This window comes from Endozoicomonas sp. 4G (assembly GCF_023822025.1).
GTDB lineage: Bacteria > Pseudomonadota > Gammaproteobacteria > Pseudomonadales > Endozoicomonadaceae > Endozoicomonas_A.
The window spans coordinates 4876615-4890193 of sequence record NZ_CP082909.1 but is presented as its reverse complement, the minus strand read 5'-3'; the positions used below and the strand labels follow the sequence as shown (position 1 = coordinate 4890193).

4 protein-coding genes are annotated in these 13579 nt (G+C 50.2%); 3 read left to right on the top strand and 1 reads right to left on the bottom strand.

The window, feature by feature from the left end:
• Positions 1-76: 76 nt before the first annotated feature.
• Positions 77-1087 carry a 2-hydroxyacid dehydrogenase gene (locus K7B67_RS19140; protein ID WP_252177462.1) on the top strand — a complete coding sequence of 337 codons (1011 nt, stop codon included), beginning with the start codon at positions 77-79 and terminating at the stop codon, positions 1085-1087.
• Positions 1088-1120: 33 nt separating this feature from the next.
• Here the strand turns inward: K7B67_RS19140 and add are convergent, their stop codons facing one another.
• Positions 1121-2116, bottom strand: coding sequence for an adenosine deaminase (gene add, locus K7B67_RS19135; protein WP_252177461.1), 996 nt, complete (start codon positions 2114-2116; stop codon positions 1121-1123).
• A 258-nt stretch (positions 2117-2374) separates the two neighbouring features.
• Here add and K7B67_RS19130 point away from each other — a divergent pair, with 258 nt between their 5' ends.
• Both K7B67_RS19130 and K7B67_RS19125 read left to right on the top strand, forming a co-directional pair.
• On the top strand, positions 2375-5956 hold the full coding sequence (locus tag K7B67_RS19130) for a hypothetical protein (protein WP_252177460.1): 3582 nt from the start codon (positions 2375-2377) through the stop codon (positions 5954-5956).
• Between the two features lie 61 nt (positions 5957-6017).
• Positions 6018-13520, top strand: a complete 7503-nt coding sequence (locus K7B67_RS19125; protein ID WP_252177459.1) for an AAA family ATPase — start codon at positions 6018-6020, stop codon at positions 13518-13520.
• Positions 13521-13579 lie beyond the last annotated feature (59 nt).

The window sequence follows — 13579 nt, the reverse complement described above, 5'->3', positions numbered from 1 at the left end:
GTTTCATTGAGTATGATACCCGACTCCGTTCGCACTAAGCTTGTCGAAGTGCGGTGTATTCAGTTGAGGTAAAGCGATGAAAATCTGTATCTTCAACGCCAAAAAATACGATCGTGAATATTTTGACCGGTGTAACGCCGACTACGGTTTTGAACTGGAATACTTTGACATTCAGCTGGATGAAAAAACGGCTCACCTGGCCAGAGCGGGTGACGCCGTCTGCGCTTTTGTGAATGACGATCTCAGTCGGCCAGTTCTGAAGGTACTGGCTGAGTATAATATCAGGCTTCTGCTTATGCGCTGTGCCGGATTTAACAATGTCGACTTAGCTGCGGCAACAGAGCTGGGTATCACCGTAGCAAGGGTTCCGGCTTATTCTCCCGAGGCTACGGCAGAGCACGCCATCGCCCTGATTATGACCCTGAATCGCAAAACCCATAAAGCCTACCAGAGAACCCGGGATGCCAATTTCTCACTGGAGGGGCTGACCGGATTTAACCTCCATGGTCGTGTAGCGGGAGTCATTGGCACGGGCAAAATCGGTATTGCTGCCGCCCGAATTCTGAAAGGTTTTGGTTGTCAACTGCTGGGCTACGACCCTTACCCGAACCCGGCTTTTGAAGCACTGGGCGGAGACTATGTTTCCCTGCATCAGCTGTTGCAACAGAGCAAATTAATCACCCTGCATTGCCCGTTAACGAAAGACAACGAGTACATGATCAATGAGGACGCCTTTAACCAGATGCAACCTGGCGTGGTACTGGTGAATACCAGCAGAGGGAAGCTGCTGGATTCAATGGCAGCGATGAACGCTCTGAAAAAAGGAATCCTGGGTGGACTGGCGCTGGATGTTTACGAAAACGAGCAGGAACTGTTTTTTGAGGACCTGTCCGATGAAGTGATTCAGGACGATGTTTTCAGGCGTCTTTCAGCCTGCCACAACGTGATCTTTACCGGCCACCAGGCCTTTCTTACCGAAGAAGCTCTGATGGCTATTGCCAAAACCACCCTGAGCAATGCCAGCGCTTTTTCTGAGGGAAAAGCCTCTGGCAACGAAATAGCCAGAGAAGCACCGGATCAGCATTGAAGGTCGGGCCGGACAGGTCCGACCTTCACCGGCTCACTGTTTGGCAGCCCTGAGTGCTGCTTTCTCGGCGTCACTCAGGAAAGATAGGGTCAGGCCATTTTCCTGAGCCTGACGAATCTGCTTCCCGGACAGGCCAGCAGCCGGAGCCGCCACTTCGTATTCATAAGGCAGCTCAATGCCTTCCACGGCAGGATCATCGGTATTGATGGTGGCCAGTACGCCGTGTTCCAGGAATTTCTTGAGCGGGTGCTTTTCAATACTTGGGAAAGTGCTGGTCTGAATGTTTGAAGTCAGGCAGGACTCGATACCAATACGGTGCTCGGCCAGATAATCCATCAGTGCCGGATCCTCGATGGCTCTGACACCGTGGCCAATTCGGGTGGCTCCCAGCTCTCGAATAGCCTGCCAGACACTTTCAGCACCCACAGCCTCACCCGCATGAACGGTGACATTCAGCCCGGCATCACGCACCTGTTTGAAATGATCGACAAACAGCTCACCCGGCTTGCCGAACTCATCACCGGCCAGATCAATAGCGACCAGACTGTCTTTAAAGGCCAGACACGCATCCAGCTCCTGCTGGCAGGCTTCCTGACCAAAAGTACGACTCATGATACCGATCAGGTTGGTTTTGACCCCAAAGTCACGGCTACCTGCCTGCACACCGTCCACCACGGCTTCCACCACACCCTGAGGATCAAGATGGTGAGTCATGGCCATGTAGTAAGGACTGAAACGCAGCTCGGTGTAATCAATTCGGGCATTCAGGGCGTCTTCAACATTCTCATAGGCGATTCGACGACAGGCGTCGTAATCCGCCAGAACCTTTACACCCCAGTCCAGCTTGGCCAGGAAACTCACCAGGTCCGGCTCATTACTCATAACCTGAACATGGGGAATCAGAGCTTCCAGATTATCGGCGGGTAATGTCAGGTTGTGCTGCTGACCCAGCTCCAGAATAGTCTGGGGACGAATATTGCCGTCCAGATGACGATGAATGTCGGTAAGGGGAAGGGATGTGTCAATCATGTTGCTGCCGCTCTCATCAATGGTTGGGTGCCTGTGTTTTTTTTGTCCAGGCCCCTTTTGTTTTGTTTTCAGGGGAATGAATACTACAGGGAATCGCCCGTAAGTCTAAGAGGAGAATGGCAGGTTTTTCTTCGGTCTGAAGAAATTTTGTCAGAATGGCTAACAAGTGTGTTATTCGGGATCTTGAAGGGGAACAAGTCATACTGCCCACAATCAAAGGGTGTATGAATTTTTAAAGGTGGTGAAAGGAGTATCACTATGACCAATCCAGTAAGTTCAGGAAGAACGCCTGTTTTACCAACCAGCGAAAGGCCCGGCAACGACTCTGGCAGCAAGGCCGAACATGCATTGACCCGGTGTCGTGCAATTAAGGGTCAGTTAAGCATAATTCTGGCAAAAGAGGCTTTGCCAGAGTTACCTGAACCGCCTCTGCAGAGTCGTTTTCTGAATGGCGGCAAACGCCTGGAGTTTCGCACGGTAGAAGCGTCTCCATCCTGGTTTGGCAGTCTTATGTTCGCGCCAACCAGCTCAATTACCAAGGCCAGTGAGGCTGAAATTCTGGCTGAACTGAAGGAAATGGATGAGCGTATTCACAAGGATTACCAGCGCATCTGCCAGCTCCATCGTCAGCTCCGTGTAATTTTGAATAGTGTCAGTGTGGCTGAAGCTTCATTAGGTCAGGTTATTCCCCGCCACGATCAGGCGTTGAGAAGTCAGCATCAGGGTCAGCAAGCGATAGAGGTAAGGGCTAATGAACTTCTGGATGAATTCGGGACGTTAAATGAAACCTTCCTTGCAGAAATCCAAAAAAGAGAGCAGGCGCATTCACAAGCGGATGATCAAAACCCTCCAGGATCTTTTTACAAGGTTTTGGTGGCCAAGGTTCGCTCGCTCGAGAATGAGCTGCGTCATAAAGCCCTGATGATCGAAGTGAAAAATCAAAAAGTGCGTGAACTCGATATGACAGTTCAGGGGCTTACACAACTGGCTAAATACAGCGACAAGCAAATGCTCCAGGCGCTGAATGAGCAGCACAGAATGGGGCGTGTTGATCAATTAGCCAGTACTCTAAAGATCGATTTATCAGAAAGTGAACGTCGTATAAATATCTTTCAGGGCGCCGTTGACAAAATACAGAACGCAAGAACTAAACAAGCCCAACGTGCTGACCAACTCGAATTCCAGCTAAACCAGCTCACTGCCCAGTTACGGGATCAGAGAGAGATGGAAGCGAAAGTTTCTGAACTGGGACTCGAAAACACTCGATTGCAGAGACAGTTGCAAACGGCACAAGCCAGCTCCACATCAACATCAGAAGTTCTGGAGAATCTGGCAGCGTTGCAACATAAAAGCGATCACTTAGAGACGCTAACAAAAAGTCAGGCGAAAGATCTGAAAAAAATCAGGAGTGAGAGAGATCAGGCCCGTGCAAGGTTCGCGGCTGTAGAAGAGCAGTTAAAGAAACACTGCGCAGAAATGAACCAAGTCACGGATGAGACAAAGAAAGCTGAAAAAGGTTTGAAACAACTGGACGCTCAGATTCAAAAGCTGCAAATCAAGCTGGCTGAAGAACGAGAGCACAATGACAAGTTGCAGGCCGACAAAGTGTCTTCTGACACTGAGCTGCGTCAGCTCAGAAGCCAGTTTGCCAATCAAGTCCGTGGTGCAAGAATCCAGGCCAGTATTGCCAATATCCAGCTTAATAAGGAGCTGGAAGAGAAAAAGGCGGAGTACGAGAAAGAAAGCGCTCATTATCGCGAGCTGTCCACTCAGCTTGACGCTCTCAGTCTTGCCATGAAAAAGGAGAGTGAAAAAGCGTCCAGGTATCTTGCAAAAAGCCAAAGGCTGGAAGAGGAATTGACACTGGCGCAAGAGCGTTTCAGCGAGCTTGAATCTCAAAAAACGCAATTGGAACAACAGTTGGAGGATACCCAAACTCGGATAAAAGGCGCTAACGGTCGTGTTTCAGCGCTGGAAGTTCGGTTAAGTCAGCAACAGACAGAACTTGAACAACTGAGAGCCACGGGAGTAGAACTGAAAACCAGCAAAGAGAAGCTTGCCCAAATTAAAACTGATTTGCGTCAGACTCGGTCGCTATTACAAAAGACGACCATGGCAGAGCAAAGCGCCAGGGAAGCGCTGCAGAAGAAAGAAGAAGAAACGAGAACCTGGATCACTCAATCCAGACAGTGGAATAACGCCAGGGCAACTCTGGAAGGGCAGGTGGAAACCCTGAAAGCCGAATTACGCACACTCTCGGAAGATAAGTCTAAAGCGGAGGAGGAACTCTCCCAACAGGCCGGGAACGTTGAGGTTCTGAGGAAGAAGCTGCTGGCTTTAAATACAAAAATGCAACTGGCCTCTAATCAGTCTCAGTCAGACCAGAGTTCACAAAAGCAGCGCATCGAATTGTTGACCGTTCAGGTCACTGAACTGGAGCATCAGAAAAGGGAAGCCGAAGAGACACTGCTGGCATCCGAAGCCAGATTCGAGCAGGACTATAGCCAGTCTGAGCATAGAGTGAGTGAACTGACACAGCAACTCATTGCCCTGAAAGCTGAACTGAGCAATGCCACCGAAGCGCAACAGAGGGCCCGCAGTGAGGCCGCTCTGGCAAAGTCAGAGCGTAAAAAGTTCGAGAGTGAGTCGGTTCGTCTTGGGCAACAGGTAGACACGCTGACTAAAGAGGTCTGTCAGCTTACGGATGAACAGAGCAGGGTCAAAATGCAACTTGAGAATGAACGGCTTGAGCTGAGAAGTGAGGTAGCAACGCTCAGGGAGAAGGCCACAAAAGCGGATACCATTGAGCAGGAGCTACAGCTTAAGCATAAGGTGATCTGCGATCAAAAAGCTCAGCTTTCTCAGATGGAAAGAACACTTAAGACTCAGCTTGGCAAGCTCAGGCAGGATTTGGATGAGTCCCGACAAAAGCTTGATGAAGAAGAGGCGGCTAAATTAGCTTTCCAGCTGGATTACAATGCTGCCAAAAGCCAGCTGGAGCAGTTGCAGAAAAAGTACGCCGAGGCCATGGCTGACATTGACAGGTTAAAAGTGTTGCCCGAAAACAGCGAGCAGGCTCAGGGTCTTGGCTCTGGTTTTGATTTTCAGGAGTCGGGCGTCGGGTTTGACGATCACGGCGCTTATGTGAGCCTGGGTACAAGCACGCAGCAACCTGCTTCTTTAGCACAACCTCTTGCTACGGTGGATGAAGCAAGCTTGTCCGATCCGCGGATGACAGGCTCTCAAGGGGTCTCTCGCTTTGAGTATCAAGATCTTATGAGGAAGAAGAAGGCGTTGGATGAGCAGATGTCAGAACTCAGGCAAGCACTCAGAACGGCTCAGAATAACGAGAGAGCGCATAAAAAGCGAGCCAGTCAGGCCGCCTGGGAATTGAGAGATATCAGCAAGCAGCTGAAAGAGGTTAAGGCCGAAAGCGAGCAATTTGCCCGTATTGCCAGTGACCAAAAAGAAGAGCAGAAAAAATGGCGTGAAGAGGTCAGCAGACTGAATAAAGCAAAAGCACAGTTTGAGCTTGAGAAACAGACCCAATTGGATGAAGCCGCCGAATTTGCTGAAGATACCGTGCGTAGAAATGCGGTTCTGAAAACAGATGTGAAGCACTTGAGAACAAAAGTGGATGATCTGGAGCATCGTCTGGAACGGGATATGCCCTCTGTCATGCAGAAGAATCAGGACCTGAGTCAACAAAATGAAGTGCTCAAGAAGGCATTTCTCGATGTGGTAGGCCTATTCAGAGAGAAACTGTCTGACGTGGATCAGGCAGAACTTGAAGACAGGCTTCTGGAGATGCAGGCAACCCTGTTGCCGTTACATACCTGACACTCTCCGCCCTGTGAGGGTGTTTTAATGCAGTCCTTTAGGTGACAGAAGAGGGTTGACTATGGATGGTCGTATTGTTGAAAAAACAAACAGCCCTGCTATTAATAGCTCTCCTGATAGCGCTCCTGATAGCGCTATTAATAGCGGTGCGCCAACCGGTACGGCAGAGCTGGATACATGGTCAAAAAATGTAGAAGCCATCCCCGAAGCAACGGCCAGACTCAGTAGATCATCACCTCCGGTGACCCTGCCTGACAAAGTGAGAACTGTATCCTCATTGGCTTCCTCACCCCAAAAGCCCACTCATACTTTCGATTTTCGTTTTGTCACCAGCGATGATGAAGTCCGTCAGCTTTTGGTTAGCCGAACCGGCGCTGCCCGGGCTGGTGATGAAGCTCAGGATGTCACTATTATTTCCCATCCCGACGACCTCTCAGAGGCTAATCTGGTGACCCGGTTGAGCATTTCCGAAGAGGGTCGCCACACTCTGAGTTCGGGCAAGCTGTTCGAAGGTTCACAGCCATTAACTCTGGTCGTGGATATCAGAAAACTCACCAGCGAGGAACTGCCAAAATTTAACGACCTGCTGGATCCGGACAACCCCTGCCTGTACGACAAAGTCAGCCATAAGAAACGCCCCCTGGGCGAGCATGTTGCTCTGTTGGTCGTGGCAGACCCTGCACAGTTGGCATCGGTTGGCAACACTGATGAGGCCCCCGGTGCTGATTTCTGGCGACGCGTTAATCGTCCGGGAAATAGCTGGCAGCCCGATGCCCAGACTGGCAATAAGGTGCCTCCGGTATTACCTGAATTCCCCAGTGCCGACAATGCCCCGGATGACAATGCCCCGGATGACAATGCCCCGGATGACGACAATACCCTTCTTATTAACTGCCACTTGCACAGTGACTGGCGACAGTTGCTGCTGGGCGGCCCCGGAGTGGATCAACAGGGGCGAATCCAGCACAGACCCGGCAGGCTTGAGTCATTGAAGGCCGGACAACGGGTCATTCTGAAAGGGGCCAACTGGCAGGACCTGGCCTTTGAGCAGACGATTCGACAGATGCTGGCGCAACAGTGTTATGAGAGCAATGGGAAGCTCTGTCCGTTACCGGACGATGTTCAGTTTTATCAAATGCCGGTGAAGAATGACGAGCTTCATTCACTCTTTCAAAGCCTCTTCCATGGTGGTGAAAAAGCACTTTCCTGTCAGGCACCACGAAACCCAATCATTATTAACCAAAGCAATATTGCCCAATGGTTGAGCCCGATTGCCATTTCCCCGGGAGGCTATGCCGTCCCTAACACCTGCCTGCTGGAACAAATTCGGGCAGGTGGTGTAGTCACCGTAACGTCGCCGCTCACTGAGGCACTCTGGTTTCGTTTGCTGGGTTCACTACAGACGATTCGCGAGACCACAGGCCTGGAGCCCCGGCTTCGGGTAACGCATTCAAAACGGCAGCCAAAAGCCCTGGGGTTGACAGAAAACGATGAGCAGCCGCTGTTCAGAAAACGGTCTGCCTTTAATGTCGTCACTTATCGGCAACATGCTCAGCCCCGGCATTGGATTCATTATTACCTGAAAGCACCTTTGGTCATTCAGATCAATGAACAGACCAGCCTTGGCCAGCTGTTTGATAATATCCGTATCACCTCGGAACGAAAGGCTCATTTTGAACGACGTCCGAGCCGGTTGCAGCAGGCATTGACGGCTGGCAGGCCGGTGGTACTGCTGGGGCTCGAGAGCAATCCAACCCTCCAGCAGCTTCTGGAGCCCCTGGTGGCTGGGCAACCTCTGTTAGTGAATGGCCAATTACAGGCCTACCCACAAGCTCATGTCATAACATTCTGGCCTGAGTTTTTGCAAAGCCGCTCTTCAGTATTCAATGGGATGATCGCCAGGGGTGAGCCGTGCCCCAAGATCGATATCTGGAAGATCAATGCCTACAGGTATGGTATACCCCGGGCTCAACTGCCAGAACCAGCACTTCAGGCACTTTACCAAGCGTTTGCAACCGTGCCTGGCGGCCTTTGTAACCCTCTGCCAGCAATGACCGAAGGGTTGCTGAATAACCTGATACTGGCAGCCCGACGGGCACAACAGCTGGACCATTCTTCACAGCTCCTGCCTCGCCACTGGCGCAAGGCCATCAATAGCACTCTCAGCCATGGCACCCGACAACATCCGTCCGTGCGTGATTTTATGAAAGTGGCTTGTTGGCAATTACTGCCGGATACCGATAAAACCGCCTGGGTAGACCCGGATCAATTAACGGCTATCATCAACAGGGCTCCGCAATTGAATAGAGAGTTTGTCAAGCAGAACCTGTGGCCGTTGCTCAGAGCCTTTGACCCGGCTGTATTTAATGAAAAACTACAACTGTCTTATGAAAACCCATGGTCATGTCCAGAGGATGAAGAAGAACTTCTCAACACACTCTGCGCCATGATCGTGGCTTATGGGCCTGAAGAACAGCAAGAGGCAATTGCCTATCAGTTGGAAATCGAGCTTGAAGCCACAAAGCAATGCCCACCTTTAGCTATCAGGCCAGGCAGACAGATTAAACGTTTGCAGGATGCCCTGGCTTCCGGCTGGCAGTTCACTTTGCCACCAGAGGAGACTCGATCCGATACGCTTCAGGCGCTGGCTAGTGATTGTTTTCATTTGGCCAGAACAGAGAAATCTGAAACAGAAGGCATTGAACGCATAAAGCATCGACTGTCTGAATCACTGGTATGGAAGGGTTCCGCTGAAGAGCCCCTGTCTGCACTGGCCGCAGATCTTTATCACGGCGAGATAAGCCAGAAGGATCGTGAACACCGTCGCTTATCTCGACTCCATGACCGGCTTACCGATTCTCCCGTTATCTTCCTGCAGGGGGAAACCGGCACCGGGAAAAGTTATTTTTCTGCCAAAATCGCGAAAGCTTCAGGATCGGCTGAGGTCATTTCCCTGGGACCTTCTGACAGCGAAGCAACCCTGATGAAACGCTGGCAGTGGCAGGACGCCGATGGCGACCGCTCTATGGTGCAGCAAAACCGGGCGTTGATGGAATGGGCCAACATTTCACAGGACAAAGACGGAGCTTCTGTTGGAGAAAATTCTGTTGGAGAAAATTCTGTTGGAGAAAACTATGTCACTCTGGTGCTGGATGAGGCCAACCTGGCCAAACCCGGATTACTGGCATCCTTAAACGGCTTATGGGAACCGGAACCCTGTATTTATGTGAATGGCCATCCTGTCCCGGTCAGCAAAAAACATCGGGTGATTCTCACGGGTAACCCCGATCATTATTTCGGTCGTCGGCTGGACCCGGCTCTGAAAGAGAAACTGTCCAGGGTTTACTACCCACCTCTGGACCAGGCTTTCCTCAGGGACAGGGTCGTGGAACCGGCTTTGGTCAAGCAGCTACAACGGCAGCTGACAGAGTCTCAACTAAGAGAGTCTCAACTAAAAGAGTCTCAACTAAAAGAGTCTCAACTAAAAGAGTCTCAAATAAAAGAGTCTCAAATAAACGACATTGCCCGCAGTGCCGCCAAGAGTGTGATGACACTCTGGCATTTTTATCAGGAACTGTTGCCAGAACATGAGTTTACCCCGAGGGATTTAACGGATATCTGCAGCTGGACAGGCTGGTATCTCGATCGTTCGTTAACCGAGGGTGACACGGTGACTGGCAGGCAAATGAATGGTTTGATCCAACAAAGTTTTCGGGATGTATTGGGGCCCGAAATCACCGAAGCTCATCAGGATGCCCTGACCGCACTGGACATCTGGTTTGCAGCCCGTTACCAGCCGGACAACACCTTGAGGGACAAGGTTCATAACCAGACCCAGCTTGATTTTCAGAAAAACTTAACGACAGTCGCCGAACAATTCCAACCTGACTTTGATATCTCCGGATCGGCAGTCCGTGAGTTGGCGCAACGGCTTGGACAGGATTTAAGCCGTGCCCAGCAGGCTTATCATCACAAAAGAAAACACGGCGGTCGTCAGGCAACATTGATTGAAGGGCCGGCCGGACGGGGTAAGGATGTCACGCTGAATCTGGTGATTAAAAGTGTCAGACAGCAGGCTCTGCAACGGGGAGAATCCTCGCCAGAGGTGTTTCTGCTGAATGCCTGTGATTGTTCCTGGGACGAAATTTGTAAAACAATTCGCAAGGCAAAACTCAAAGGCGGCATCGTGGTGATTTCAGAAATGAATCTGATCGACAGTCAGCACCTGGAAGGTGAGTTAAATGATATTCTGGCCGGCGACGCGCATCCGGGCTTCCACCTGTTTGCCACCATCAACCCGCCTGAGTACAGTGGGCGAAAACCCTTATCACCGGCGCTGAAAGGACGTTTTCGACATTTGCCCATCCGGCAGTACAACCCGACAGAGTTGCAGGCTATCGCCGAGAAAGTGTTGCCACAGAACCCGATTGGGAAAATGGCGGCGAACAAGCTGACTCAGAAACATTGTCAAATAAGGGCTGACCTGGAAAAGAAAAAACGGCCATTGCAGCCAACCAGCCTTGATTTACAGAATGTTGCCAGGGCCGTCACCAGAGGCGGCGATTTTACCGAAAAAAGACTGCATCAATACCTTAATCAGTATTACCGGCTTTACCTGATGGCCGCCAACCTCTCATTGGAGGAACTGCCTGAGTCACCGGCTCTTACCACGACTGAAGGCGCACTGGCTTATGATCTGAGCTGCTGGCTTAACGAAACAGTGTCGGACCTTGATCGTCCGTGGTTGATACGACGCAGTCATCGCCAGAGTACGGATGAAAAAAACCATGAAATTTGTATTGATACTCGTCTGGATGAAGAGGAAATCAAAACGGAAATCATCAAGAGAATCGCTCAGGCAAAATGGCAGGCATCCGGTCTTTCCCTGAATCCGGATCAGTCGGACGATATGCTCACCCAGGCACTGTACCGGTACTCGCAGCAACATTGGTTTGCTGGTAAGTTTGGCCAGACGGGCGTGGACGCCAATCGCGTATTTCCCCTGACGCAAGAAGAAGGGCAAACGCTGAAAATGCCAGCGAACCAGCCTTATCTTCAGGCGGTTGAACAGCGGATAAACACATGGAATGCCAATACCGCCCAATGGTGGCCTGTGGTTTGGCATCAGGTTATTGGTCAGCTGGACCATTGGGGGGATGATTGGGGGAATGATTGGGGGGATAATTCTGAAAAATACCTCCTCCAGATCCAGGCGCAAGGGGCTTCGACATTGGACCAGAGCACGGACTATGAGAACCGGGAGGCGCCACAAGTTGACAACCGTATAGTTTTTAATACGCAGAGCCCTTCCTCCCTGATGTATCGCTTGTTGGCAAAGGATATTTATGTGACTGACGCGGGTGACATCAAACTGATCGAGATTGGCGATCAATACATGCAGAGGACCGAAACCCTGATGCCTGACCCGCTGCCGGGGCATGATGAGGAAGTGACATTGGCCAGTGATCAAACGCTGGGAACCCTGGAGGTATCATCGAAGAACGGCCACTATAATTTGCCTAGCCTGACACCTGACGACTATATTGCGGCCATGCGCACAGAACCCTGTGTGGAATACATCCTGTTCAGGCATCAAGATACCGGGCTTCATACATTGTTTATTCCAGAAGCTAAAGCTGACCAGAGTATTCAAGTGACTTATGTCGTAGAACCCAGAAAATCCGGCAAAAAAAACCGTGTCCAGTCAGGGTTTGATGTCCATTGCTCAGAAGGTATGAAAACCGTACTGAAAGACCTGTTTACAACGATTAAGCAACAACCACTGGAATTACAGACACCTTTGTCGAGAATAAAGGACGCCAAAAGCACCAGACAACGAATTGCGGCCATCACGGACTATTGCCAACAGTTTTCCGGTAAGAATATACCCGCAGACAACCATAAAAATTTCTTTAAATTTCTCGTAACACAGCGACAAGGCAGCTGTCGTCATCGTGTGCCTGTTTTTATTGCTATGTGTCGTTATTTCGGGATTCCATGTCGGCAAATGGAGAGCCACACCCACATCTTTGCCGAGTACTCGGTGGATGGCGGCCAAACCTGGGAGTCAGTGGATTTAGGCGGGGCGCCTGTACAGCAGACAAAAATCACACCTGACTTCCAGCTCACCTGCAAGTTAAGGGACTCCAGCGCGGCATTGAGCAAGACCAAAGCGCTTCTGAAAAACCTGCTGAAAGAGGCTGATTTAGCACAACAGCAAACGCTGACTAAAGCTTGTGGCATGAGTCTTGAGGAACTGAACAAAGCCCTTGAGACAAACCTTGAGACAAACCTTGAGACAAATAATGTGTTGCCAGACAACCATCTAAATACTTCTGAAATACTAATGAACCTTTGGCAGCAAAAAAACTTCACCGCCTTTGCCATAGGCATCTTAATGATTGAGTCACTGGGAATAGAAGCATTGGGCTATTACGAGGAGGCATTCAAGCCGATCACGGAGGCAGTCATACAAATATTGCACGACAGTGATGCAGATCAGGTCACTGAAATACTCAAGTCATTCCATTCAAAAGTCGTTGATCAGGCCGGAGTCACCCCTTACAGATGGCTGCTTGCACTGATTTATGTGCTGCGGAGCTGTGACCTGAACAAGCCTTCAGTGCGTCAATTTGCCATTAAAGCCATGAAACTGGGTTGGCTGGATCCAGTGCTGGATTATGAGAGCGATATTAAGGGAGCCACTGGACACCATGATCTATTGGTACAGCTGGAAGACATCGATGAACTGAAGGTTAAAGCCGCCTGTTGTCTGAAAAAGTGGTATGAGCAGCTATTGTCCAGGGAAAAAAATAATCAGGATTTTCTATCGGCTTATAAACGCCTCCAGGAGCGTGGAGATATTGTCCATTTTGTCACTCATGCTCATTATGGTTCTTCGCGATTCCTGAAAGATAAAATTGCCAGCTTATCGGTAGAGGAGGCCTGGACGGACCAGCCCGGTGGTATTCCGAATATAGAACGAATACTGATGAACCAACCTGCATTTGTGCAGTCAACTTCAGGCAAGGCGAACCACCGTCCGGTGATTATCCTGGGGCAACCTTTATGGGAAAACACCACGGTTACGGAAAAGGTCGATGCCCTGTTTGTACGAAAAATTAACAACAGCCCTTACTTGAAGCAGTTGGTGGAAAAACTCGGACTGGAGCCCGATGAGGTGCCGTGGGATGGGCAGAAGCTTTTGGATGATTTAATAGCACACTTATGTTGCGCGATTAATCAGGCCTTCGCTTATTACCTGTATGAAGAGGCACACTCGAAAGGCGGTTGTTTAACCTATTGTTGGGGAGATGCACAGATTGGGGACTACACGAATGAATCGCTATACGGCGCTCATGATCCATCCTCACCAGAAGAGCTGAGTGTCATGCTCGGTAATATTCATAGCTCTTTACCGTTTCAAAATGCTGTTAAGGATGACTACTTGAGGCAGGCGCACAATGCCAGTCATGCCCTGGTGCTCAAATCCGATGAGCTGACAACCATTTTCGAAGAGTTTTTGGGCAGCTTGGATTTGGATTCGCTTTACAAGTCTTTGTAAACGTATTTTTTACGGTGGGAGGGTGTCAAACGGCATCTAATCTCAATAGATGCCGATTT

What these genes read in the sequence shown, in the direction of transcription:
- K7B67_RS19140 (WP_252177462.1), top strand. Translation starts at nt 77, where the DNA reads ATGAAAATCTGTATCTTCAACGCCAAAAAATACGATCGTGAATATTTT.
- add (WP_252177461.1), bottom strand. Translation starts at nt 2,116, where the DNA reads ATGATTGACACATCCCTTCCCCTTACCGACATTCATCGTCATCTGGAC.
- K7B67_RS19130 (WP_252177460.1), top strand. Translation starts at nt 2,375, where the DNA reads ATGACCAATCCAGTAAGTTCAGGAAGAACGCCTGTTTTACCAACCAGC.
- K7B67_RS19125 (WP_252177459.1), top strand. Translation starts at nt 6,018, where the DNA reads ATGGATGGTCGTATTGTTGAAAAAACAAACAGCCCTGCTATTAATAGC.